Genomic DNA, 25,570 nt, shown 5'->3' on the forward strand with positions numbered 1-25,570 from the left:
CTAAGAAGTTCTATTATCCGACAGTCGTTGGGATAGTCGAGCTCGCTGCCATGGAACGTTAAATGGCATGGTGCAAATGGCTATCATCTCAATAAGCACATCTGTGCGAAACAATTTATGAGGATCTTGTTGTGTTAGAAGCATATCGTAAACACGTCGAGGAACGCGCCGCTGAAGGTGTGCCCCCAAAACCACTGAACCCCGAACAAGTTGCTGATCTGGTTGAGTTACTAAAAACACCACCAGCAGGGGAAGAAGACTTTTTGTTAGAATTGATCTCCGAACGTGTTCCTCCTGGTGTTGACGAAGCCGCCTATGTTAAAGCCGGTTTCTTATCTGCGATTGTAAAAGGTGAAGCCAGTTCTCCAGTTATCTCCAAGGAAGCTGCAGTGCAGTTACTTGGTAACATGCATGGTGGTTACAACATTGCCACCTTAGTAGAACTTTTGGATGACGCTGACCTGGCTGAATTGGCTGCAGAAGAGCTGAAGCACACCTTGCTGATGTTTGACGCTTTCCACGATGTAGAAGACAAGATGAAAGCGGGTAATGCCCATGCAAAAGAAGTGATAGAGTCTTGGGCAGAGGGTGAGTGGTTCACCTCTCGTGACGATGTGCCTGAAAAGATCACCATGACAGTGTTCAAAGTAACCGGTGAAACCAATACTGACGATTTATCACCTGCACCTGATGCCTGGTCGCGTCCAGATATTCCTCTGCATGCTCGTGCCATGTACAAAATGACTCGCGATGGTTTAACGCCAGAAGAGCATGGTGAAGTTGGCCCGCTTAAACAAATCGAAGAAGTGAAGGCTAAAGGTCATCCTGTTGCTTTCGTGGGTGACGTAGTAGGCACAGGTTCTTCACGTAAGTCTGCTACTAACTCTGTTCTATGGTACTTCGGCGAAGATTTACCAGGCGTGCCTAATAAGCGCGGTGGTGGTGTTTGTATTGGTGGTAAAGTAGCGCCAATTTTCTTTAACACCATGGAAGATGCTGGTGCGTTGGTATTTGAAACTGACGTTGATAAGTTGGAAATGGGCGATGTGATCGATATCTTCCCATTAGACGGTAAAATTACCAATGCTGAGACGGGTGAGACTCTGTCTGAGTTCGGCTATAAGTCCAAAGTCATCTTGGATGAAGTTCGCGCTGGTGGCCGTATTAATCTGATCATCGGTCGTGGTTTAACAGAAAAAGCACGTGAAGCACTGGGATTAGAGGCGTCTGATTTGTTCCGCAAACCAGAGCAACCACAAGATAGCGGTAAGGGTTATACGCTAGCGCAAAAAATGGTGGGTAAAGCTTGTGGTGTGGAAGGTATCCGCCCTGGTACTTACTGTGAACCTAAAATGACCACGGTGGGCTCTCAGGATACAACTGGTCCTATGACTCGTGATGAGTTGAAAGATTTGGCTTGTCTTGGTTTTACCGCTGACTTGACCATGCAGTCGTTCTGTCACACTGCAGCTTATCCAAAGCCAGTAGACATCGATACTCAGCACACCCTGCCTGATTTCATAATGAACCGTGGCGGTGTATCTTTGCGTCCTGGTGACGGTATCATTCACAGCTGGCTAAACCGCATGTTGTTACCAGATACTGTGGGTACTGGTGGTGATTCTCACACCCGTTTCCCATTGGGTATTTCTTTCCCTGCAGGTTCTGGCCTGGTGGCTTTTGCGGCCGCAACGGGTGTAATGCCGTTGGATATGCCTGAGTCAGTTCTGGTGCGCTTTAAAGGCGAAATGCAGCCCGGTATCACCTTACGTGATCTGGTACACGCTATTCCTTTGTACGCCATCAAACAAGGTTTGCTAACGGTTGAGAAGAAAGGCAAGAAGAACATCTTCTCCGGTAACATCCTGGAGATTGAAGGTTTAGAAGACCTAACGGTTGAGCAAGCGTTTGAGTTGTCTGATGCTTCTGCGGAGCGTTCTGCGTCTGGTTGTACTATCAAGCTTTCTGAAGAGTCTATCAGCGAATATTTACGTTCTAACATTACTATGTTGCGCTGGATGATCAACGAAGGTTATGGCGATCCGCGTACCCTTGAGCGTCGTGCTCAGAAGATGGAAGAGTGGTTGGCTAACCCAGAGTTGATGCGTGCTGATGATGATGCTGAATACCTGGAAGTCATTGAAATCGACTTGAACGACATCAAAGAGCCAATCGTATGCTGCCCGAATGACCCTGATGATGCCAAGACGCTGTCTGACGTCGCGGGCGATAAAGTTGATGAAGTATTCATCGGTTCTTGTATGACCAATATTGGCCACTTCCGCGCTGCGGGTAAACTACTGGAGCAAAACAAGGCTCCGCTTTCTACGCGTTTATGGATTTCTCCACCGACTAAGATGGATAAAGCCCAGTTGATGGAAGAAGGGTATTACAACATCTATGGTCGTGCTGGTGTGCGTACTGAAATGCCGGGATGTTCATTGTGTATGGGTAACCAGGCACGAGTTGAAGCCGGTGCTACGGTATTGTCTACCTCTACACGTAACTTCCCTAACCGTTTAGGTGATGGTGCCAACGTGTATCTGACCTCTGCAGAACTTGCCGCGGTTGGTGCTATTGTAGGTAAGATACCGACGGCCGAGGAGTACATGGAATACGCCAGTAAGATCCAATCGATGAGCGCTGAAGTGTTCCGCTATCTGAATTTTGATCAGATGCCCGACTTTAAAGCCGCTGAAGAAAAAGCCAAGGAGAATATCATTCCTACGCTAAATCTGTCTTAATTGACTGAGTGCATTTAACAGCAAAAGCCGGACTTAAGTCCGGCTTTTTTATAGGGTTACTTTTAATCACATTTCTAAACATTTATGGCGAGTCTTTAATCAAGGTGTTTGTTCATAATTTTGCCTGAGGGAAATTTTCAGGAACAAAACAATGAATAAATACATCACAGTTAACCGATTCAGGTATTTGTTAATTAGCACGCTGCTTTCAAGTGCCGCAGCCTTTGCAACGCCTGCAAGCGCTGCCAAAACGCACCAGCAGTTACTGCCGGTGAAACTACAACAACAAAACTTAGTCCAATCTGTAGTTTCCAATAAACCACAAACAACTCAGAAAACCATTCAATGGCGCGCTAATAACAGGCCAGCAGATCTGCTTGCCAATCGTTTTTTGGTGGAGTTCTTTGAGGCACCAGTAGCTAAAAGTTTGGCTCGCAGTGCTAATTCACTAGCAAAGCAACAAGGCGTGTCTGGCTCAGCTGCACAGTCTCTTAAAAAACAGCTGCAGACCAAACAAAAGTCTGTACTTGCCCGGATTAGCTCACAAGTCTCTGAAATGAAGGTTCATACATTACATCAAGTATTGTTCAATGGCGCTCAGGTTGAACTCGATGCTGCGCAGATAAATAACCTTCGTGCTCAACCTGAAGTAAAGGCTGTTTATCCCGTCAGAAAACGTTATCTGGATTTAGATGCCAGCCACCAGGTTACCCAAACTATTCAGGCATGGCAGTCCGTTGGTGGGCAAAGTGAAGCGGGTAAAGGCATTAAAATTGCCGTGGTTGATACCGGGATCCGGCCTGAAAACCCCATGTTTGATGATACGGGTTTTGCAGCAGTAGACTTGTCCGATAATACTCACTTAACTGACAACCCCGATTATTGCCGAGCTACCGGAGGTGATCCAGAATTTTGCAATAACAAACTAGTGGTGGCCCGTGCCATCGATCCCGCTCAACATGGTATGCAAGTGTACTCTGGCGAATACTTAACGCCCTTGGGATTTGATGGTCACGGTACCCATGTTGCCGGTATCGCTGCGGGTAACCCTGTGAATATTGAATTCAATAAGGCCAATTTGGATATATCGGGAGTCGCTCCCGGCGCACAATTAATGGTTTATAAAGCTCTGTATATGAGCGATTTGGGCGTTGCGTTTGGTACGGATACCATGTTGCTGCAAGCTCTTGAACTCGCTGTCTTAGACGGTGCAAATGTGATCAATAACTCTTGGGGGGCAGGCAGTGGTGAAGACCCGGCTGCGTCTATCTACAATCAGGTGTTTGCCAGTGCTGAGGCGGCCGGGATTGTAGTGGTTAATGCGGCTGGCAATACAGGACATCCGGGAGCCACCATTAATTGCCCTGCTTGCATCGAATCTGGTATCGCGGTGGCCAATACCACCCACGGTCGCTTTATCGGCCATCGCCTGGAGGTCAATGACAAGAGTTTTCTCGCGTATCAGGGCAACAACGATCAATTGCAAGCGCCACTGCAACTTAACCTCATGTCTCTAAACAGCCTCAGTCCGCTGGATGATACTGGATGTGGGGCATTGGATACCGATTATTTTACGGGAGCCATTGTATTGGTGGATTACCGACCGTTTTGCACAGTGGAAGAGGTGGCCAATAACATCAAAAATGGCGGTGGCGAAGCAGTGTTAATTTATCAAGCGGGGGCCTTTGGCATGGGGACTTACGAACCCTTTATTCCGTTTGAAGGGCAATACAGTATTCCTGTGTTCGGGCTGTCCAGAGAAAATGGTAATCTGATTTTTGATGATGCATATGAGGGTGATTACACTTTGCATATTAGCCACGAAGCTGAGCAGGGTATTGAGAGTCAATATGTAGACATAGTCAACCCGTTCAGCTCTACGGGGCCAAATAATGATCCAAGCGTACTCAAACCTGATTTAGCTGCGCCGGGTACCCATGTTTTATCTGCTTATTCTCCCGATGAATTTGTATTTAATCCTTTTCCGGATGGACCGGGTGGGTTCCGAAGTGGCAGCGTTGATTCTTCGCCGGTATTTGCCATGCTTACCGGCACCAGTATGGCGTCACCACAGGTAGCTGGAGCGGCAGCGTTGTTAAAACAGCAATACCCAAACTGGTCACCCGCGCAAATAAAATCAGCTTTGATGTCCACCAGTGCTACCGAAACTCGACTTGGTGTCGAGCTTGCCACCGCGTTTCAGCAGGGGGCCGGGCGCCTGGACACCTTTGCTGCTCTTAATAGTCGGTTGCGTTTCGCTTCGCCTTCATGGTCTTCTCCAGCTTGCATTGGTAGCTGTAGTTATCAAAACACTTTGAATAATGAAACTGATGAACCCCAGCAATGGCAATTGGAAATCGATTTTTTTGATGGAGAAACACGAGGGCAGGTATCACCAGAAAGCATTACTCTGGCGGCAATCGGGGAGGAAAACGACAGTGCAGATATCAGTATCATGGTAGATGCCACAAGGGCTAATCCTGAACATAGATTGTATGACAAATGGGTATTTGGCAGGCTCACAGCAACCAATACCGATGGTGAGAAGCAACACATGCCAGTGGTTATCTATGCCAATGATAGCAGCGATGAGGGCAGTTTATTGGTAAGTTACGATGGTAATGATTTACAAAGTCAAAATGACATCGAATTTACCACTCGTATCCGTAATATCAGCACCAGTTCACAAGCTAATGCCACCTTAAGTGCACCTGAGAATGCTCGCTTTGTGACGGGATCTTCAAGTATTTCCCTGGACAATGCTGAAACCACCGAATTAACGCTGTCTGAAGATGGAAAATCATTGTACTGGCAGGGAACCTTGCAGCCTGGCAGCATGATTTTGCAGCAGCAGGCGTTGTGGGATGACTTCACGCTGTCTGACGCCGATGTGGCGCCATTACCTTGCCAAGATGGCTGTAATGGCTTTAACACCATCGTAGAGTTTGATTTTCGGTTTAACGGCGATGACTACCAAACTTTGACAATATCAGATAACGGTTTCGCAGTTCCTGGCAGTAAAAACTTTGGTTTCTTTACCGCTTTGTTTAACCAGCATTTCCCCCAGTCTGATAATCTCAATAACATCATTGCGCCGTTCTGGACGGAGTTTGATTTATTAGATGACAACCTGCCAGGGGATACTGGTACTGGGTATTTGCGCGCTGCTGTAAGGGTAATAGACGATATTAATTATCTCGTAGTAGAGTGGGATAATGTGGCGCTTTACAATCCGAATGAACTTGGGGAGGGAGGGGATGATTTTCCGGGAGACGGCTTTTCTGGAGATGATGAACCAGCTATCCCTGATACGGAAGAAGCGCAAAGCGCTGGTTTTACTTTTCAGATCATTATTCAGGAAAACAGCGACAACATCTGGTTCAATTATATTGCTATCCCAGAAACGCCGGTATTTTTGACTGTCGGTGCGGAAAATAGCGACGGTACGATTGGCAACAGTTATTACTTTTACGATGAGTCCTCACCGGCCATCGGCACTGTGCCCACATCCGGTATGGCATTGCAGCTACTTGCCATCGAAGAGGGAGAAGTACAAATTCACACTGAGCTTGCACTTGTCAACGGACAAGATTATGCACAGGAGGATTTTCTTGAAGTGGCAGAAGATAGCAGCGTGACGATTGATGTCATGGCCAATGATATTAGCTTCAGCGCCGTTACCCTTAGCTCTGAATTACAATTGCACCAAGCTCATAAAGCCATATCAACAGCAAGGGTCGAAGCGACCGGAGGATTGGATGCTAATTCAATCGAAGTGCTAAATGGTGCATCTCATGGCTCCGTTTCGATTAATGAGGGACAGGTGGTTTATCAGCCTGAAGCAGACTTTTTCGGCGAGGATGTCTTTACCTATCGCATCGCTGATGGGGCTGGCCATTATTCAGCTGAAGTTGGAGTAAATATTAGTGTTTTAGCCGTTAACGATGCCCCTGAACTCGCTGCTTTCTCGCCACAAACTGTCAGTGCAGGGCAAACTGTGGTGATAGCTCCGCAGGCTATTGATGTGGATGGTGATGCGCTCAGTTTTTCCATTGTTCAGACTGCTGGATTGATAGTACCCATAGCAAGTAACGAACAGGGGTTTGAATTTACTGCACCAGATGTCACTGAAGATACCCTGTTTCGATTTGCAGTGAGCGCAGATGACGGGCAAGCGAGCAGTGCAGCACAAGCAATAGAAATTACTGTCGAAAAGCCGCGTTCTTCAGGAGGAAGTCTGTATTGGCTGTTGGGGTTAATCGCATTGGCATTACTGATACGTTTTTCTTGTGCCAACGTCAGGGAACTCTATATAGCGATTAAAGAGTAACCTTATCTGAGAACGCGATGCTACAAGCATCGCGTTCTCTGGATTAGTCTTTTGGGTTTTTAATGAAATTATTTTCGCTCTATGGATTTGCGTCTCGTACCAATTTGAAGGCGTATGGCTCGTATTCTTCACCGTCATGCCAGGTATCGCCACTATTCATAAAGACAAACCAGATTTCATTACTGTCATTAAATGGGGATGAACTCCACAGCGCCGTACCTGATGCACCAGGAAAAACGCTGAGGTTCATGGCGGGATCTACGCACTGGTTTTCAACTATGCTCAACAACTCTTTGATGTTTGGCAGGCGCCAGTCATCATAACCTGCGTATTGAGCGTTTTCTGCAATATCCAATGCTTCATTCCAGTAGGCAATAACGCCGACAGGGTTGCAAGTACCATTGGCATAGGTTTCGCCGTAGAGACAGGTTTGCCACATCAAATTGGTACGGGTGTCGGTTACCGTACCATTATCGTGCATGATAAATTGTTCCGTGGGCGTAGATGCTGGTACAGCATCTAAGCATGTTTGTCGCCATTGTGCCTGAGTCGACTGGCTGAATAGCAGTGCAAATAATAAAGTTGTCAGTTTATTCATGTTGGGCAAATCCTTATTGCGTAAAGTTACGGTTAACCAGACGAACTTTCAAAGCATCGCTATGATGATACATAGAAATATTTCCTGATTGAAATTGAGCTATTTTAATAAAACCTGAAAAATGGTCGGTTGGAATAACAGGGGTGTTCGACCAAACGTTTTGGCCCATGCCTTCATTGATAAACCAGTCGCTGGATATAGCCGGAGATATTTTTCCATAATTTACAAGACTATTGAGTTCGTTGATGCTGGGCAAATCCCAGTCACTCCGACCGCATAGTGCTATTGCATTGATGGCACTGACATAAGCAGTAGTGTTGCAACTTTCAAGGGTACAAACTCCAGCTGATTCGGTTCCTTCTACGCCAGCTTCCCGCATTGTTTGATTCGGAAACCAAGCGTAAGTGTTATCGATGTCTTGCAACCCACCATCATTGCTCTTAACTTCCCATACTAATTGGCTTACCTCATCTTTCAAACAGGACCAGGTTGTCGCCTCGTCCGATAATTCATTTCCTGCAGCGTCTAGCTTGGTGTATTGAAAACCATCGTGCAACAAATTATATCGACGTGCAGACAAGCCGGTATGTCCGTCCTGGCCTTTGGGGATTCGATCTCCTTCATCGTCAACTTCTTTGGAGCAATCAAGACCGGAAGAAGCATTCGTTAATCCTGGTGCAACTTCATCAATACAGGTGGAAATGCCGGTATCACTGATTTTGGGTAAAGCCAACAATTGGATAGTGAGGCTCGCCTCATCTGTCAGGCCATCGTCGTCTGTGACTTGCGCTATAAATTGCGGCATTGAGCCCGGCTCAAAGCCCCTCAGATCAAGATGCACTGGACACCCCTCAAAATCGAAGCTGTCTCCTTGAGTCGAAGTAATGGATATTATGTCGATTTGTCCATCAATATCGGATACCTCACAATCTAAAATGGCCTTTTTCACCGGGTAGGTGACAATGGTGTCTGAATCAAAGGACATCAAAGGCGAAGACTCGGTGGCAAAAACTTCAACAGAAGCTGTTGCGGTTGTTGGCACAACATCGAAATCACTCACCGAAACTTCGAACTCTAGCTGAACCATATTTTGTGCAAGTGTGACAGAGGGGGCAGTAAACGAGAGGGTATCCGTGTTGTGCCCTGCCAATTCAACTGTTGGACCGGATATTTGTTGCCAGCTAATTTCGAACTCGTCGTTGTCTGGATCGGTAATTTCAATCTCAATAGTGACTGCTTCGCCTTCATTTATTTGGGTTAGGGGGATTGCAGCGATTCGAGGTAGACGATTTTCTCTGGGATCTTCTCCGTCCCAACTGCAGGAAAAAAGCAGGATAGAGGCAATTAAAATAGTTAAATGTTTGGTAAGTCTGTTCAATTAATTTCTCCTTTTATTTGAACTGTCTTTTCTTTTGAGAATTAAAGTGGGGTTGAGGTTTTTGCTGTTCCTTGTAGCTTAACGTTTGTGGATAAAAATTTATTCACCTTAGAATCAAAAAAGTCACTCAAAAACATAATATTACTCTACCGAAAAAAGCAGATGGTGAGAATGAAACGTTAAATGAATTCGCTTAAGCGTGGTATCTTGGTAAAAATTTAATGGTGAGTCATGCTTCCTGGAAATGACTAAGGAGCGAAGTTGAAAACAGTAATTTACGGTGCCGGTTCTATCGGTTGCTATATTGGTGCCATTTTGTACCAGCATCAGATTAATGTTTGTTTGCTGGGACGGCGACGGCTTCAAGATGAAATTGAATCGGCAGGTGGTATTTATTTATCTGATTATGAAGGTGGCAATGACTGCGTTAAAGATGTGCCTTTCATCACCACACCAGAGGTGCTTAGCACAGCGGATACGATTCTGATAACACTAAAATGCACCGCTATCGATTCGGCAATTTCAGAACTGCGGCAATTTGCCTCACCTTCGGCTTTAATTGTGTGTATGCAAAACGGCGTCGGCGCTGTTGAATTGGTGCAACAAGCTTTGCCAAATCACAAAGTATTGACTGGCATTACTCCGTTTAATGTGGTGCAGTCACAGGGCGCTCGTTTTCATCGCGCCACGGAAGGTGCATTACATTTGCCTATTCACTCCAGCCTGATGCCTTTGCAGCAAGCGTGGCAAGCTTACGGTTTGGGTTGTGAACTGAATGAAAATTTGACCGCCATCGTGTGGGGTAAGCTGTTGTTAAATTTAAATAACGCCATCAACGCGCTTTCGAATATCCCTTTAAAAGCACAGTTAGAGCAGCGCCCTTATCGGCTTGTGTTAGCGCAATGCCAGTTGGAATTATTGGCCTATTGTCGAGACAGGAATATTGAGCTGGCTAAACTCACTGCTGTATCACCGGGTATGATACCAAGACTGCTAAAGTTACCTGATTGGCTGTTTAAACTCGTAGCCCAAAAAATGTTGGCGATTGATCCTAAGGCTCGCTCTTCCATGTGGGAGGATGTCCAAGGGGGAAGAAAGACAGAAGTTGAGTTTCTCAACGGTGCCGTGGCTCGTCTGGCCGAATCTCAAGGTATGCAAGCACCGGCGAACCGAGCCATTACTCGTCTCATTAAAGAAGTGGAATCTGGTCAGCGCCAATCAGGAATAAACGGCAAAGACTTACTGAAACTAACTCGAACCACAATGTCAGGTGAATAATCAATGGCACAATGGAAGTCTGTTGCAGGTATAATAGTACAAGGTCATCAAGTGGCTTCCGGGAAAGCGAAAGACAGCCCCTATCCCGATGGCAGCATCCCTTTGCAGATGCCATTTTTCAGAGAGCTAGGGCTGGATCTGAGCCAGTGTTTTCCCGGAACATTAAACGTCGCCATTACGCCCCATAAATTTAAAATGCTGCGTCCCTCTCACATTTTTGAAAAGGTAGAATGGATAGCGGGGTTTAATGCCGAAACCTTTTCATTTGCAGAGTGTAAGCTCGTGTTCGGAGAAATATCAATGAGAGGGTATGTGCATTACCCGCATCCAGAGACCAAAACTCAACACTTTCACAATGACCAACTATTGGAAGTGCTCTGTCCATTTGTTGAAGGTATTCGGTACGGTGATAAGGTACGCTTGGAATACTTGCAAGAGCAGATAGATGTTAGTGAGCAATAATAACAACGATTTTCTACATATTAAAACGTATACAGGTGTAAATATGATGCGCAAGTCCAGTTTCTTGATGATGATGGTGTTGTTGGGATTGTGGGTTTTTTTACCACTGTCGGCACAAGAGCTCATTTCACAGGACGTCCAGTTCAAACGAGCTGTATTGCTAATTAATGGCCAAAAATTTCAGGTTGAATACGCCGATACATGGGAACTGCGAGCCCGTGGTTTGATGTATCGTACTGAGCTTTGCCAGCAGTGTGGCATGTTATTTAAATTCGACCGGGAAAGGTTAATTTCTATGTGGATGAAAAACACCTTCATTCCTCTGGATGTGGCGTTTTTTAAAAAGAATGGAGAAATTGTAGATATCAAGCAAATGCAGCCACTGGATTTGACCTCAGTACCCAGCTCTAAGCCCGTGCTCTATGCGCTTGAAATGAACGAGGGCTGGTTCGCTGCAAATGGCGTCAAGGAGGGAAATAGCATTGAAGTGCTCGAGACTGGAACGATTGAGGAAATTCAGTAGAAGTGCTTACCATTGAATTTGCGAATTCAGTTAAACCTTGTACTCTTTAACAAAGATATTTGTATTCAGATCTGATAACGATATAAGGAAGCTTTATGCGAATTTTAGGTGTTGATGTTGGTGGTTCTGGTATTAAAGGGGCCATTGTAGATACGGTTAGCGGAGAAATGCTGACGGAGCGTCATCGGATACCCACTCCGCAACCGGCAACACCTAAAGCGGTTGCTGCTACCATCAATGAACTGGTGAGTCATTTCAACTGGAAGGGCCCTATCGGCTGTGGTTTCCCTGCAGCGATACAGCACGGTGTGGCCAAAACTGCGGCAAATGTCGATGATGCCTTTATTGATACCAATATTGAAAAGCTCTTTGCCAAAGCCACCGGGTGTGACGTCTATTGTGTCAATGATGCTGATGCAGCAGGTATGGCTGAGTTTAAGTTGGGCAAAGGTAAAGATTATAAAGAAGGCATTGTCATCTTCGTTGCTGTTGGTACCGGATTGGGAACTGCACTATTCACCAATGGTGAGCTGTTACCTAATACTGAGCTTGGGCATATTCACCTGGACAATGGCCATGAGGCAGAACGTTACGCAGCAGATTCTGCCCGAAAAAGGGAAGAGTTAAAGTGGAAACATTGGGCGCCACGTTTTAATCACTACTTGAGCACCATGGAAGCCCTGTTTTGGCCAGATCTTTTTATCCTAGGCGGAGGTGCCAGCAAGAAGATGGATAAATTTGAATCACAGCTTACAGTAAAAACGCCGGTAGTAGCCGCCTCTTTACTCAATGAGGCCGGCATTATTGGTGCGGCTGTTTATGCCGATACCGAGCGAAAACGCCAGCAAGCTATTGCCCGTAAAGCCCGTTTAGCGAAGCGACAGAAGGCACAGTAAGCTTTGAAAAGGGGCTTTTATTATTGGTTTTTACACTCTGGCCCCTTGTAAACCGCCCGTGTGCAGTATTGCGACTTTACTCTGTGGTTTAAAATAGCCTTGATTTAGCAGCTGTTGCAGAGCAAAAAATAGCTTGCCGCTATACACTGGCTCTACAGGGATGGTACTTTTTTCACTAAACTGCCGACAAAATTGCTCCAGCTCGGCATTGCTTTTTGCATAACCACCGTGATGAAATTCATGCATTATCTGCCATGGGTGACGCATAGCAGGGGGGGCTGTGACACAAGCTGCCACCAAATCTTCCAGGTAGTTTTGGCCTTTCAGTACGGCGATGCCTGTCACGCGAGTTGTACGCTTCAGCTGCCACATTGCCTGAATTATTCCAGCCAGCGTACCACCGCTGGCTACCGGGCAAATAAGCTCATCCAGTGTTTCTGGTAATTCCTGAACGAGCTGTGTCATCCCCGAGTGCACTTGCTGACCAGAGCCGCCTTCAGGGACAACGCAATAATCTTCAAGCTGCTCTATTTGCGTGCTCAGCCAGTTGTGGTTTTGCCGCTGCTTGTATTGTTGTTTGGTTAGCCAGCGGATATCAGACTGCCAGGCACTTAAATCTTTTAGCATGGGCGACAGATTATCGCGATAGTCACCCCTGACCATTGCAATAAAAGGGATGTTGTATTGTTTACACATATAACCCAGTGCGTGTAAATGATTAGAAAAGCCACCGCCAAAACTCACGATACCGCGGTATTTACCTTGTGGCCAGGGAGAAAACAGCGCCTGTAATTTGCGCCATTTATTACCGGATACAATCGGATGGATGAGGTCGTCGCGTTTAACCTGAATGTGCACGTCATCACATCCAAATAGCTCTGCTGGCAAAAGTGTTAAAGGCGAAGGAAGTGTAAAGCTGAGACTCGCTGTTGTGGGCATAACCTTGGTGGCGGCGGTTGAGATTCAGGAGTATGCTAAGTCTTAGCTTAACATTATTCAAATTGAGACCTGTTTTATTATGGAAATTGTTTTAATCAGTTTATTCCTCGCGACGCTTATGCCCATTTTGGCTAAGGCGCCTTTGGCACTGGAAATGCACAAACTCAAAGGCTACGACAATCGTAATCCCAGACAACAGCAAGACCAATTACAAGGTTTTGGAGCGCGCTGTAAAGCCGCCCATTACAATAGTTTTGAGGCATTAATCATGTATATTCCTGGTGCGTTGGCAGTGGTCGCAGTGGACGCCGTCACCCAGTTGACTGAATACTATGCCATGGGGTTTGTATTTGCGCGTTTTTGTTATTTGCTGATGTATTGGTTAGATCAGCACGTATTACGCAGTCTGTTTTGGGGCGTTGGCTTTATCATCTCACTACTAATGTTATGGCAAGCCATGGCAATGGTAGCTACCTGGTAAAGCTCTATCTTATTTAGTTTTAATTGCTATTTTTGCTGAAAGATATCATCGTTGAAATTTATCCGATTCCGGATAGGGGATAACGTGAATAATATCGCCATTGGCCACCTGTTTTTGCACATTTTGCCAATATTCGGGGGTAAATAGGTCGGCATGCAGTTCCTTGAATATCGCTTTTAATTCTCGCTTGCCAACAATAAAGTGTTCGAACTGCTCCGGAAACACATCATTGGGTGCCACTGATAAGGTATCCATAGCGTAAGGATCGTCCGATTGCGGAATTTTGCGGAAATTGCGCTCCGACATGTAGCAAATTTCATCGTAGTCGTAAAAAATCACTCGGCCATGACGGGTAATGCCGAAGTTTTTATGCAACATATCACCGGGAAAGATGTTGGCTGCTGCAATTTGTTTGATTGCCAAACCGAGATCTAATATCGCGTTGCGTATTTTGTCCGGGTCGGTTTCATTGGCAAGGTAAATATTCAGTGGCGTCATTTTTCGTTCAATGTAGAGGTGCTTAATGAGTACCTCGTCTTCCAGTATTTCAATGCTATTGCCACAAGTATCCTGCAGCTCTTGCAATAAATCGGGATGAATTCGGTGTTTGGGTAGTCTGAAATTAGCGAATTCATGGGTATCTGCCATGCGACCGATGCGGTCATGTGATTTAACCAATTTATAGCAGTCAATTACGTGCTGCCGGGTGATTTTTTTACTTTCTGCAAACTCGTCCTTGATGATTTTGATCACTACGCCGTAAGAGGGCAGGTGAAAGCACATCATCACCAAACCTCTGATGCCGGGAGCGATCTCAAACTGGTCATCAGATTCTTCAAGGTGCTGGAGGAAATTTCGATAAAACACGGTTTTACCATGTTTATAAAAGCCCAAAGCGGTATAGAGTTCAAAATGCTTTTTGTTGGGTAACAGCTCTTGTAAAAAAGCCACCACTTCAGCTGGATATTGGGTGTCTACCATAAAATAAGCACGAGCAAAGCCAAACAAGACACTCAAATCGCGTTTTTCCGTGAGTAGGGCATCGACATATAATTCACCGGCTTCACTCATCAATAAGGCCACGACAAAGGGCTTGTAGTCATCTTCAAAACAGATGCGGCCTACAAGGTAAGCTGCACGGCCACGGAAAAACTCAGATTGCAGCATTTCAACACGCTTAACCTGGGTTAGTTGCTCGAAGCTGAGGCGCGCTTTAATCGTGCTTGTGAGGTTATGTAAGTCTCGTTGATAGTTTTCGAACGGCACATTAAACCGGTAGTGAGTGAACATCTGCTGGAGTGTTGATTTAACCGTTTTATCGGTATCAAAAATATTGATCACACGAGGCCTGTTAACCCCTGATAAATAGCAGCGACTGGGCAACACAAACATCATGCTATCGTCGATTCTTTGATGTTTGAATATTCGTCCAATTACTGAGTTGTAAAACGTCTCTGCCAATTCAAATTGCGGATGATCATCTAACAGAACAACGAAATCCTGTTTTAAGCTGCGCCAGAATTCAGGGGATTGCTGTTGTGGCAGAAAAAGCGTGTATATTTGCGCGACTGTCTCTGTGAGTATGCTCTCGTAAAGCGAGATTCTGTCACGAGAGGCTTGCTGACAAGCACGCCATTTGGAGGTTTCAAAGCGTTTCTTGGCGTCTGAAGTGATGCGATTGTAAAGTCTGAAGCTCTTTTCAAATCCTTTCAGAATTTCGTAGGCAATTTGTTGATTGGTTACTTGCTTGATTGACATGTCAGAATCCGCTGGTATGTTAACGCAGTCCATCTATTTGCTGACAATAATAGTAATAATACCAATTCCAGTAAATATTTGCACACTCAGCGCAGCCTCAGGGACATTAGTTCGAGGCGTGCGAATGAAAGAATACTGGTGGTCTTGTGAGCTTCGCACAACAAAGAAATAATGTTGCTGAGGCGCGTCTTCGATGGGGCTTAAAAGCATTTATACCGTGTTGGATGTTTTTGATTTAGGCCCACTAGACCTGCAAACAACCGCCTTGCCTAAATGCTTTTCATCTCCCACTGAGGAGAGTAAATGTTTACTGGAATTGGTATAAATCAATAATGGAAGTCCTGATAAGGTATGAGTTTCCCCGTTTTAATCTGTGATGATTCGAAACTTGGTCGAAAATCGGTAGAGCGCAGTTTGCCAGACGGCTTAGCCGCCGAGATCCACATGGCGAGCCACGGTCAAGAGGCTATGGAACTATTAAGGGCCAAACCCATAACTATTCTGTTTCTGGATTTGACCATGCCTGTTATGGATGGGGTTGAAGTATTAGAGGCGATCCGAGCAGAGCGAATTGAAGTTTTTGTCATTGTTGTCTCTGGCGATGTGCAACCTAAGATGCGTGACAGAGTTTTGGGACTGGGAGCTTTGGATTTCATTAAAAAACCCGTTTCTCAGGAAAAGCTTTTAGAATCGCTGCAAATGTACGGTTTGTACTAAATACTATTATTCGTCGTCTTCTTCTTAATCTTCATTGTCTTCATCATCATCGTCTGAAAACACATCTGGCGTGACTGCATCAACAACGTCAACAGTGCCCTCCACTACGGTGGTAGTAACGCCTACTGCAGCATCCACAACAGCTACAGCGACACAGCCAGTCAAATTAATAGAAAAAATTATAACAAGTATTAAGAGATGGAATGGCTTCATTATTATTATTCTCCTTGTAACGTCGGCAATGTATCGCTAATGGGGGAGTACTTGCAAGGAGCAAGGCTACTATAGCGACGCAATCGACTCTTTAATATATAACTGACGTTTAATGGTAGCGATCTCATCCTTATTTTCAGCCAGAAATTGATTCAATAAGGTGATAAGCTGTGGGTGTTTAATACTGGCAAATTGAAACTCAGGGTTTGATAACGGCAGGTTGGTGTCTAGTACCAAATCATAACCGTATTGAAGATTGAGGTGCTCAGCGACATTGTATTCTACATCCGCAGCCTGTACTCGATGGTTTACCACCATTTGCATCGCCATTTTGGCATCTGGCACGCCAAATATTTGAACTTGTCTGGCATCTTGCTCTTCGTTCCATTTTACCGGAGTGAAGCCAAAGGGAATACTGATGGCGCGGATCTTTTTCAGTGGTAATCCTTTTTCAATCACCATAGTGCCGGAAATAGAAGTCACCAAAGAGTTACTGTAGTGCACTGCGCCTGGTTTATCCTTGTACCAGCGTTTATTAGCAGGATAAATCAGATCCACTTCTTTGCTTTCAAAAAAAGCATATTCCAAGCGCTTGGTAGGTAAAGCAACAGCTCGCAACTTAATACCTGTTTTTAACTCAAACAGGGCGAGCACTTCTTCCAGTAATGAGTTTTTATTTTGGTCGGTAAAGTTATAGTGGGGGAAAAAATCGAAGTTCTGTACGCCCAAGACAAATGTTTCCGCCTCAAGAGATTGTGTGTCTTGTGGAATCGCATTAGCGGAGAATGTCCACAAAAACCATAAAAAACCCACACTAAGGTATTTGATTGCACACAGGCGCATTTCTAACAACAAGTTTAAAGATAACTGCGGTGCAGTTTAGCATTAAAAGAAAGGCCCTGTTTAGGGCCCGGTATAGAAAATGATGTCGACGGATGAACTTACGTTTCATCTAGCGGAGAGATGACTCGCTGGCTGCGTGGTAAATAGTAATTGTCGTAATCTAAAGAAAAAGCCACAGTTTCTGATTTACCGACAATCTCATTGCGAGGTATAAATCCGATTGCTCTAGAGTCGGCACTGTTATCTCTGTTGTCGCCTAACACCAGGTAGTGCCCGGACGGGACTGTCACCTCAGCAAAATTAGAAGCTCTGGTATTGGCATTTCTTATTCTTATTTTGTGAGTTGTTTCCCCGAGGACTTCATTTAGCACTTTAAAACCACCCTGCTCAGAAACAGCGGTGTATTTGAGCGCATTACCGTTGACAAAGAGTCGATTGTTTTTCATTGCTACTCTATCACCGGGGACGCCAATAACGCGTTTAACCAAACGTTTATCAGATACTTTGGAATCAAAAATAATGACATCGCCTCTCTCCGGGTCATTAAGCTTGTGTAGTGAAACGTGAGTTAGAGGCAAGCGAATGTCGTAGGCGAGTTTATCCACCAATATTTGGTCGCCGATTTTAATGGTGGGTTGCATTGAGCCGGTTGGTACGTGGTTCCAATCAGCCACCGCACTGCGAAACATCACCATTAAACCGATAAACAATAAAAATAGTTTATTTTCCTGCCATATTGCATTGAGTTTGTTCATTCACTTACCTGTTAGTTTTTTTACACTGGTTACGACTAACAATAGTAATGCAGAGTTTCAATTTATTACTTGCAGAGCTGTTACAAAATATTTAAAACAGAATCGCCAGTATCTCTCGTTTACCTGTCAGCTTGTTGCGAAACCCAGAAGGCAGTCCTAGACTCATTTTAGGAAGGCACAAAAAGCCGTTTACATTAAATATTCGCTTGCGATTACTTATGCTAAAAAAGTGCATAAAAAGTCGATTTGCGGTTGTTTTTTGTGCAGTTTGAGTTTGTGTTTCAGACGATTGTCTGGTTATTATTCAGGTTTGGTGTAAAAAGAACAGTTTTCTATGACAGACGATATTTATTCAGTATTACTTGATGCTGCGGGATTACTCCTGGTGGGGATGGCCGTCGTATTTGTTTTTTTAACAATACTCATCGGCGCCATTCATCTTATTGAGTGGTTGTGTAACAAGCTGCCCGACGCACCAGAAACCCAAATCAAACCTCAAGTATCGGGGACTCAAGCAGAGGCGATTAGTCCGCAAGTCGTAGCGGCAATAAGTTCTGCAGTGCACCAGTATCGAAATAAAAAACAATAAAAAATAAAGCATCAACGACGCTCAATATGCCAAAGGCATAAAAATAAACTGCATCATTTGTTGAAGAGGAAATAATTATGGCTAAACCGCTGGCCTTAACGGAATTGGTATTGCGAGACGCTCATCAGTCTTTGCTGGCCACTCGTATGCGTCTTGAAGACATGTTACCCATCGCACCAAAACTTGATCAGGTTGGCTATTGGTCCATGGAATCATGGGGGGGCGCGACATTTGATGCTTGCATACGTTATTTGGGGGAAGACCCATGGGAGCGTATTCGCAAGTTAAAAGCGGCAATGCCAAATACAAAGCAACAAATGCTTTTGCGCGGTCAAAACCTGTTGGGTTATCGCCACTATGCTGACGATGTGGTGGAGAAATTTGTTGAGCGGGCTCATCACAATGGTGTTGATGTATTTCGCATTTTTGATGCTATGAATGATATCCGCAACTTGCAGACCGCGATTAAGTCTGCGATTTCGGTTGGTGCCCACGCGCAAGGTACTATTTCTTACACTGTTAGCCCGGTGCACACATTGTCATTGTGGCTGGATATGGCTAAACAGTTGGAGGATATGGGCGTACACTCAATTTGTATCAAAGACATGGCAGGTTTGCTGAAACCTTACGAGTGTGAAGAGTTGGTCTCTCAGCTCAAGGAAACCGTTGCCGTACCCATTGCTATGCAGTGTCATGCTACAACAGGTTTAAGCACTGCAACCTATCAAAAAGCTATCGACGCCGGCATTGATATGCTCGATACGGCGGTTTCTTCCATGAGTATGACTTATGGCCACAGTGCCACCGAAACTATGGTTTCTATTGTCGAAGGCACGGAGCGTGACACTGGGTTAGATCTGACTCTTTTGGAAGAGATAGCGGCTTATTTTCGCGATGTCAGGAAAAAGTACGCCAAATTCGAAGGTAGTTTGAAGGGCGTGGATTCGCGAATTTTGATAGCGCAGGTGCCCGGTGGCATGTTAACCAACATGGAAAACCAATTGCGAGAGCAAGGTGCCGCAGATAGATTAGACGAGGTACTCAAGGAAATTCCTAAAGTTCGCGAGGATCTTGGTTTTATCCCTCTGGTTACACCCACCTCCCAAATCGTTGGTAGCCAATCAGTACTTAATGTACTGACCGGAGAGCGATATAAAAGTATTACCAAAGAAACAGCGGGGGTGCTTAAAGGAGAGTATGGTGCAACAGCTGCCCCAGTAAACGCTGAGCTTCAAGCGCGAGTTTTAGACGGTGCAGAAGCGATTACCTGCCGACCTGCGGATCTCATTGCAGCTGAATTACAAAAATTAGAAACCGAACTGGATAAACTTGCCAGTGACAAAAACATACAATTAGCTGAGCAGAAAGTTGATGACGTATTGACTTACGCATTATTCCCTCAGGTGGGATTAAAATTTCTGGAAAATCGTAATAATCCGGATGCTTTTGAACCAGCACCCGGCAACGAACCCGCAGCAGAACCAACAAATGTGGTTTCTGGTAGTGGAACGGCCGAAGCCTATGCCGTTCGCGTTGACGGCAAAGTCTACCGTGTGGAAGTTGCGCCTGATGGCAGCTTAACGGACGTTGCCCCCAGCCCAGCTGCTGCGCCAGCTCAGGAGATTCAGACACCGGTTGCAGCATCAGGAGGCGAGCCGCTGAATGCACCTCTAGCCGGTAATATCGTGCGAATTAACGTCGCTGCTGGACAGTCCGTCAATGCTGGTGATGTGGTATTGATTATGGAAGCGATGAAAATGGAAACGGAGGTGCGGGCAGTTAACACTGGTACGATTGCCAATATTATGGTGAAAGAAGGTGATGCCGTGCAAGCCGGGCAGCCTTTGCTAAGTTTTAGCTGAGGAAGCAGGCTCCATGGAAAAGTTACAAATCTTATGGCAAACCACTGCTCTGGCTAATTTTGAGCCAGGGCAAATACTGATGATGGCCGTCGGCGTTTTGCTGTTGTACCTGGCCATCGCTCGAAAATATGAACCCTTGCTACTACTGCCTATCGGTTTTGGCGCAATACTAACCAATATCCCATTGGGCGGCTTTACCGAGCCCGGCGGTTTGTTGTATTACGTCTACGAAGTGGGCATCGGCTCAACGGTGTTTCCGTTATTAATCTTTATGGGAGTTGGGGCTTTAACCGACTTCGGCGCGTTGATCGCTAATCCACGCATGTTACTTCTAGGGGCTGCAGCGCAATTTGGAATTTTTGCTACCCTGTTTGGTGCTATTTTGTTGAATCTGGTGCCCGGATTGAGTTTTACGCTTCAGGAAGCCGCGGCCATTGCCATTATCGGTGGTGCTGATGGTCCGACAGCCATCTTTTTGGCATCTCAACTAGCAGATCATTTACTGGGAGCTATTGCAGTGGCGGCTTATTCCTACATGGCATTGGTTCCCATCATTCAGCCGCCGATTATGAAGGCGCTGACCACGCCGGAAGAACGCAAGATTGAAATGCGGCAACTGCGCACTGTCAGCAAACGTGAAAAAATAATTTTTCCCCTGGCAGTGCTTGGCTTGACCATTTTGTTTTTACCAACGGCGACTCCGCTGGTGGGTATGTTCTGCTTGGGTAACCTGATGCGGGAAAGCGGTGTGGTAGAGCGACTGAGTAAAACTGCACAAAACGAATTGATCAACGTCACCACCATCTTTCTGGGATTAGCAGTGGGCTCAAAGCTTTCTTCTGATCAGTTCTTAACTTCCCAAACCTTAGCCATTCTTGCGTTGGGGGCTGTGGCGTTTTCAATTGGAACCGCGGCCGGGGTACTGATGGCCAAGCTAATGGGACGATTGAGTAAAGACAAAATCAATCCTCTGATAGGCGCGGCTGGTGTATCGGCTGTGCCAATGGCGGCACGAGTGGTTAACAAGGTTGGATTGGAAGCCAATCCACACAACTTTTTATTAATGCATGCAATGGGGCCAAATGTGGCTGGTGTATTGGGGTCAGCCGTAGCTGCAGGTATTTTGCTGGCATTGGTGGGGCCGTAGTTTTTAATTAATTGGTAAAAGGGGAAGCTGGGCTTCCCTTTTTTAATGGGTGAGGGGAATTAACAATCCGTAAAACAGTGCAATGGTTGAACTTATCACCAGGATATAAATAAAACCTTTTTTGCCCTGCTCCAGGGTATAACCATTGTGTTTAAGATACACAAACCAACCCAAGCACAATAACAACGGGATCAAAAACAAAAATTTAATCAAAACCTTATCCTCGTTTAATGACAAAAAAAGTGATTGTTTTTAAAAAAGTTTTACATATCTGAAATGAGATTGTAATGACTTTTTTTTCTAATACTGAGGTTATTAATGTCAGGATCGCTTTTTTATGTCTATGCCGATTACACCGCAAAAGTCAGAAACTGTTGCTCGACAAAGCCATATAACTGAGCTGTGTGGGCTGCCAGGTCAGTCATTGACCGGGCATGCGCGCTCTATACTTTACAGCTTAGAGCTGATGTCCAGGAAGTCCATTACCCCGAAAGACGCAGGATGCCAGGACTGGCTGATGGAAAAACTCGCTTCTTTGGGATTTGTATGCCACCCATTTGAGGTGAATGGTGTTAAAAACCTGGTAGCTGAAATCGGGGCGGGGGAAAGGGTGATTGCATTCGCGGGACATACTGACGTCGTTCCGCCTGGTCCGGTTGAAAAATGGCACAGCGATCCCTTCGAGCCTGTTGTGATAGACAATGAGTTGATTGGCCGTGGCGCTGCAGATATGAAAACGGGTGTCGCCGCCATGCTAGCTGCATCAGAGCGAGTATTGAGGTTATCTCGCCACCTTAACGCGAAGTTTATGTGGTTCATTACCAGCGATGAGGAAGGCGAAGCGGAGTTTGGAAGTAAGGAGATCAAAGCCTGGCTGGATAAGCGCAATATATCCGTGGATTGCGTCATTATCGGTGAGCCTACGGCCAAGTTGGCCACAGGTGATACCATCAAGGTGGGCAGACGTGGTGCCATTTCCGGACGTATTCAGGTTAAGGGTAAACAGGGTCATGTGGCGTATCCGCAATATGCAGACAACGCAATCCACAAAATGGCAAAGGTAATCGATGCCATTAGTTCCATAAACTTCGATGCCGGTAGTGATGATTTTCCGGGAACAAGCCTGCAAATTACGCACATTGATTCTGGTGATTTCACCGATAATATCGTGCCTGCCAATTGCAGTATTTGCTTTAATATCCGCTACAGCCATGAGTACAGTATGGCGTCACTGGAAGCGTTGATTCAGGAGAGGATTGAAGCGGTAGTAAGCAGTGCAGATATTCAATGGGAACGTCCTTGCGTGCCCTATTTTACCCATGTTGATCAGCAAAATAGCCTGATCAAATCTGTTGAGCAAGCCATAATCAAAAATACCGGACGTTTTCCTGTGCTATCTACGGCTGGGGGCACGTCTGATGGACGCTTTTTTGCCAGTGAGCATACTCAAGTTGTGGAAGTGGGCGTACCTAACAAAACCATTCATCAGGTTAATGAACGCATTCACATTTCTGATTTGGTGACACTGGAAGATATTTTTACCGATCTACTATCAGGTTTACTTTTTGATTAGTGGCGCTGCCCGCAGTGGGCAACGCTAATCCATACCATCTACTTTCCCGTTGTCATTCGTTTGAGAGTGCGGTCTTGTTTTACAAAGTGATGGTATAGCGCTGCACCAGCATGCCCGGCGATCAATAACCACACAAGCCATGCACCCAATATGTCCTTGTGAATAAAATCCAGTGGCTTTTCAAAATCTGCAAATTCCATGTACTTGCCAAAGGTTTCTGCAAAAAGCGCAGTATCTTTAAAACTGGGAATATCGAATAAATAAAAGAACTCAGTAGCAACCCCTGTACCTAAATAACCGGTAATTGGCATGATGATCATGATGGCATACAAGGCAATGTGTCCCAACTTTGCCGCCAGATGCTCAAGCGCCGTTCCGGGCTCTGGTGCGGGCGAGGGATTCGTCACTTTCCAGACTATACGCAAAATCACTATAACTGCTATCGAAACTCCAAAAGATAGGTGCAACTGCAACGCTGTCCAGTTTTCTGGGGTTTGCGCTTCAGTAAACCACTGTCGGTAGTAGACACTGATATAAGCCGCCAGAAACAGCAATGCCGTAAGCCAGTGGATCCACTTAGCAATGGAACCGTAGTTGTTGTCAGAATTTCGCAAAGACATAACCTAAACCCTCTAAAACACCTTGTTCAGATTCATACTATCGATAACTTAATCGATATTAAATTGCAAAATAACGGCTAATCTTATCTAAAAAGTAGAATTATTGGCCGGGGTTGCGCTAGCTATTTCCAAGATACTGCGATAGTTGGTCAACATGGCCTTTGGTCTCTTCGATCAATGAGGTGATTTGGTCCGCAGAATCAGTGGAGCTCTGGGCCAGGTTTCTTACTTCATCCGCCACTACAGCAAAACCTCGACCGGCTTCACCCGCCCTTGCTGCTTCAATCGCCGCGTTGAGTGCTAAGAGGTTGGTTTGATTTGAGATATTATTAATTGATTGTACTATGGAGCTGATGCGATCCAGTACCTGTGACATGGCTTCATGAGTTTCTGAGATCACTGCATTTTTACTGGAAATGTCTTCTGCGTAAATCAATACGCTGGTTAAGCTGCCGGTAACATCTGTGATTGGAGTCGCTTCTAAAGTGAGCTTGAGTTCTTTACCTGATAAGGTATTAACGCTCACGTCGGATTTAAACGCTTCCCCTTTTGCCAGCTCAGCCCATGTTCCATCTCCTGTGAGATTGGCGATATTGCCCAGTAATTCGTTGGCCGCGTTTTTATCACTACAGCCCAATGTTGTGAGAAACTGCTGATTGGCATAGGTTATGAGTCCCTGCGGATTGGTTTCAAACATTAAGCTGCTATCGTTAATGGCATTCATTTTAATATCGTTTTCCAGTGACCTGCGCTTGGTCTTGTCGATATCAGCCTGGATTGCGACATAGTTGGTCAGGTTGTTATTTGCATCAAATACCGGGTCGATTGCTAATGAAATCCAGTAGGAATTGCCCTTTTTGTCGTAGTTGAGGATTTCTTCGTATAACGGCTGTTTGTCTTTAATTTTTTTACTTATCCGGGCGACGGTATCTGCATCGGTGTGCTTACCCTGTAGCAAACTTCCTGGCTTTTTGCCCTTAATGTCTTCCAATGTATAGCCTGTTATATCTGAAAAACCGTGGTTGACGTATTCCACGAGGCCATTAGCACCGGTAATTATTACAGCATTACTGGTATTGTTGGCCACCAGAGAGAGTCGTTTAACTTCTTCTTTGGCTTTGAATTCTTCGGTAATATCCCTTACGAATGCAGTGTATAAAATTTTGCTCTCCAGGGTGATTTTGGATAGAGAGAGTGAAACCCAAATGTTGCGGTTATCAAACGTTTCTATAGGCAATTCTCGTGATGAACCGACAATTCTGTTTTCGCCGGTTCTGCGATTGCGGTTCACTTTTTCATCATGGCTAGGCCGGATCTCTTTAGGAACCAGCATTTTGACATTGTTGCCCAATACCTGCTCTTTTTTCACACCCCATATTTTTTCGGCAGCAGGATTGAAAAAAACCACGTTGTTGTTTTCATCGATAGTAACCACACCGTCAATACACTGGTTAAGGGTCTGGTCGATCAGTAGCTTTTGCTCTCTTTCTTTAGTGATGTCTTTTACAATTGCCGAGTAGCATTGCTTGCCATTCACCTTGAATTTCGATAGTGACAATGAGCACCAGATTTTCTGGCCGGCTTTGGTTTCGATATAGAGATCGAGGGTGGTACCCACTAATTTATCTTGATTTGTGGAACGATGGCGGTTGACGTAATTGTCATGGTTACTACGATGTTCAACAGGCACCAACATCTTCACGTTTTTACCTATGACTTCGTGATGGGCAAAGCCCCAAAGTTTTTCTGCCGCTTTATTGTAAAACATAACGCAGTTGTGCTCATCAATGGCTATGACAGCATCAATACTTTGTTCAAGAATTTGTTCGGTAAAATTGGTGTTGTTGTTGAATAAGTTGAACAT

General features: G+C 45.3%; 22 protein-coding genes. 12 read left to right on the plus strand and 10 right to left on the minus strand.

The genetic code is table 11. From position 1 onward, the window contains the following. The first annotated feature begins 131 nt into the window (after nt 1-131). Nucleotides 132-2,744, plus strand: coding sequence for a bifunctional aconitate hydratase 2/2-methylisocitrate dehydratase (acnB, locus tag AABA75_RS05890; RefSeq protein ID WP_338291628.1), 2,613 nt, complete (start codon nt 132-134; stop codon nt 2,742-2,744). 151 nt (nt 2,745-2,895) lie between these two features. Next, complete coding sequence (locus AABA75_RS05895) at nt 2,896-7,074, plus strand: S8 family serine peptidase (RefSeq protein ID WP_338291629.1); 4,179 nt, start codon at nt 2,896-2,898, stop codon at nt 7,072-7,074. A gap of 79 nt (nt 7,075-7,153) precedes the next feature. Here AABA75_RS05895 and AABA75_RS05900 read toward each other — a convergent pair whose 3' ends face one another. Together AABA75_RS05900 and AABA75_RS05905 are read right to left on the minus strand one after the other, a co-directional pair. Continuing rightward, nucleotides 7,154-7,672: a DUF1566 domain-containing protein gene (locus tag AABA75_RS05900; RefSeq protein ID WP_338291630.1), complete on the minus strand. Its 519-nt coding sequence runs from the start codon at nt 7,670-7,672 to the stop codon at nt 7,154-7,156. Nucleotides 7,673-7,685: 13 nt separating this feature from the next. After that, a complete protein-coding gene (locus AABA75_RS05905; RefSeq protein WP_338291631.1) occupies nt 7,686-9,050 on the minus strand; it encodes a DUF1566 domain-containing protein in 1,365 nt (454 codons plus the stop codon). A gap of 261 nt (nt 9,051-9,311) precedes the next feature. Here AABA75_RS05905 and AABA75_RS05910 point away from each other — a divergent pair, with 261 nt between their 5' ends. The 4 genes from AABA75_RS05910 to ppgK all read left to right on the plus strand — a co-directional run bounded on the left by AABA75_RS05910 (nt 9,312) and on the right by ppgK (nt 12,209). Continuing rightward, the gene (locus tag AABA75_RS05910; RefSeq protein WP_338291632.1) at nt 9,312-10,328 is read left to right on the plus strand and encodes a 2-dehydropantoate 2-reductase; all 1,017 of its coding nucleotides are present in this window, start codon (nt 9,312-9,314) and stop codon (nt 10,326-10,328) included. Between the two features lie 3 nt (nt 10,329-10,331). Next, the gene (locus AABA75_RS05915; protein ID WP_338291633.1) at nt 10,332-10,790 is read left to right on the plus strand and encodes a hypothetical protein; all 459 of its coding nucleotides are present in this window, start codon (nt 10,332-10,334) and stop codon (nt 10,788-10,790) included. A gap of 43 nt (nt 10,791-10,833) precedes the next feature. Then, the gene (locus tag AABA75_RS05920; RefSeq protein ID WP_338291634.1) at nt 10,834-11,313 is read left to right on the plus strand and encodes a DUF192 domain-containing protein; all 480 of its coding nucleotides are present in this window, start codon (nt 10,834-10,836) and stop codon (nt 11,311-11,313) included. Nucleotides 11,314-11,408: 95 nt separating this feature from the next. Beyond that, a complete protein-coding gene (gene ppgK / locus AABA75_RS05925) occupies nt 11,409-12,209 on the plus strand; it encodes a polyphosphate--glucose phosphotransferase (protein ID WP_338291635.1) in 801 nt (266 codons plus the stop codon). 30 nt (nt 12,210-12,239) lie between these two features. Here the strand turns inward: ppgK and AABA75_RS05930 are convergent, their stop codons facing one another. After that, nucleotides 12,240-13,148: a 1-aminocyclopropane-1-carboxylate deaminase/D-cysteine desulfhydrase gene (locus tag AABA75_RS05930; protein WP_338291636.1), complete on the minus strand. Its 909-nt coding sequence runs from the start codon at nt 13,146-13,148 to the stop codon at nt 12,240-12,242. A 79-nt stretch (nt 13,149-13,227) separates the two neighbouring features. On the opposite strand from AABA75_RS05930, the gene AABA75_RS05935 reads away from it, so the two are divergent. Beyond that, complete coding sequence (locus AABA75_RS05935) at nt 13,228-13,629, plus strand: MAPEG family protein (RefSeq protein WP_338291637.1); 402 nt, start codon at nt 13,228-13,230, stop codon at nt 13,627-13,629. A 45-nt stretch (nt 13,630-13,674) separates the two neighbouring features. On the opposite strand, the gene aceK is transcribed toward AABA75_RS05935, so the two are convergent. Then, nucleotides 13,675-15,387: a bifunctional isocitrate dehydrogenase kinase/phosphatase gene (gene aceK, locus AABA75_RS05940; protein WP_338291638.1), complete on the minus strand. Its 1,713-nt coding sequence runs from the start codon at nt 15,385-15,387 to the stop codon at nt 13,675-13,677. Between the two features lie 351 nt (nt 15,388-15,738). On the opposite strand from aceK, the gene AABA75_RS05945 reads away from it, so the two are divergent. After that, a complete protein-coding gene (locus AABA75_RS05945; protein WP_338291639.1) occupies nt 15,739-16,104 on the plus strand; it encodes a response regulator in 366 nt (121 codons plus the stop codon). A 24-nt stretch (nt 16,105-16,128) separates the two neighbouring features. Here AABA75_RS05945 and AABA75_RS05950 read toward each other — a convergent pair whose 3' ends face one another. The 3 genes from AABA75_RS05950 to lepB all read right to left on the minus strand — a co-directional run bounded on the left by AABA75_RS05950 (nt 16,129) and on the right by lepB (nt 17,915). Next, the gene (locus AABA75_RS05950) at nt 16,129-16,317 is read right to left on the minus strand and encodes an NF038104 family lipoprotein (RefSeq protein WP_338291640.1); all 189 of its coding nucleotides are present in this window, start codon (nt 16,315-16,317) and stop codon (nt 16,129-16,131) included. A 69-nt stretch (nt 16,318-16,386) separates the two neighbouring features. Next, nucleotides 16,387-17,112, minus strand: a complete 726-nt coding sequence (locus tag AABA75_RS05955) for a hypothetical protein (RefSeq protein WP_338291641.1) — start codon at nt 17,110-17,112, stop codon at nt 16,387-16,389. Between the two features lie 146 nt (nt 17,113-17,258). Next, nucleotides 17,259-17,915, minus strand: coding sequence for a signal peptidase I (lepB, locus tag AABA75_RS05960; RefSeq protein WP_338291642.1), 657 nt, complete (start codon nt 17,913-17,915; stop codon nt 17,259-17,261). 334 nt (nt 17,916-18,249) lie between these two features. Here lepB and AABA75_RS05965 point away from each other — a divergent pair, with 334 nt between their 5' ends. From AABA75_RS05965 to AABA75_RS05975, 3 genes are all read left to right on the plus strand, one after another. After that, nucleotides 18,250-18,504: an oxaloacetate decarboxylase subunit gamma gene (locus tag AABA75_RS05965; protein ID WP_338291643.1), complete on the plus strand. Its 255-nt coding sequence runs from the start codon at nt 18,250-18,252 to the stop codon at nt 18,502-18,504. A gap of 77 nt (nt 18,505-18,581) precedes the next feature. Then, nucleotides 18,582-20,366 (plus strand): sodium-extruding oxaloacetate decarboxylase subunit alpha, encoded by a 1,785-nt coding sequence (oadA, locus tag AABA75_RS05970; RefSeq protein ID WP_338291644.1) that lies wholly within the window; start codon nt 18,582-18,584, stop codon nt 20,364-20,366. Between the two features lie 13 nt (nt 20,367-20,379). Continuing rightward, on the plus strand, nt 20,380-21,513 hold the full coding sequence (locus AABA75_RS05975; protein WP_338291645.1) for a sodium ion-translocating decarboxylase subunit beta: 1,134 nt from the start codon (nt 20,380-20,382) through the stop codon (nt 21,511-21,513). 42 nt (nt 21,514-21,555) lie between these two features. Here the strand turns inward: AABA75_RS05975 and AABA75_RS05980 are convergent, their stop codons facing one another. Further along, nucleotides 21,556-21,726, minus strand: a complete 171-nt coding sequence (locus AABA75_RS05980; protein ID WP_338291646.1) for a hypothetical protein — start codon at nt 21,724-21,726, stop codon at nt 21,556-21,558. A gap of 124 nt (nt 21,727-21,850) precedes the next feature. Between AABA75_RS05980 and dapE the strand changes: the two genes are divergently transcribed. Continuing rightward, nucleotides 21,851-23,086, plus strand: a complete 1,236-nt coding sequence (gene dapE / locus AABA75_RS05985; protein WP_338291648.1) for a succinyl-diaminopimelate desuccinylase — start codon at nt 21,851-21,853, stop codon at nt 23,084-23,086. A gap of 38 nt (nt 23,087-23,124) precedes the next feature. On the opposite strand, the gene AABA75_RS05990 is transcribed toward dapE, so the two are convergent. Both AABA75_RS05990 and AABA75_RS05995 read right to left on the minus strand, forming a co-directional pair. Next, nucleotides 23,125-23,706 carry a cytochrome b gene (locus tag AABA75_RS05990; protein ID WP_338291649.1) on the minus strand — a complete coding sequence of 194 codons (582 nt, stop codon included), beginning with the start codon at nt 23,704-23,706 and terminating at the stop codon, nt 23,125-23,127. A gap of 118 nt (nt 23,707-23,824) precedes the next feature. Then, the gene (locus AABA75_RS05995) at nt 23,825-25,570 is read right to left on the minus strand and encodes a PAS domain S-box protein (protein WP_338291650.1); all 1,746 of its coding nucleotides are present in this window, start codon (nt 25,568-25,570) and stop codon (nt 23,825-23,827) included.

The organism is Planctobacterium marinum (assembly GCF_036322805.1).
Classification (GTDB): domain Bacteria; phylum Pseudomonadota; class Gammaproteobacteria; order Enterobacterales; family Alteromonadaceae; genus Planctobacterium; species Planctobacterium marinum_A.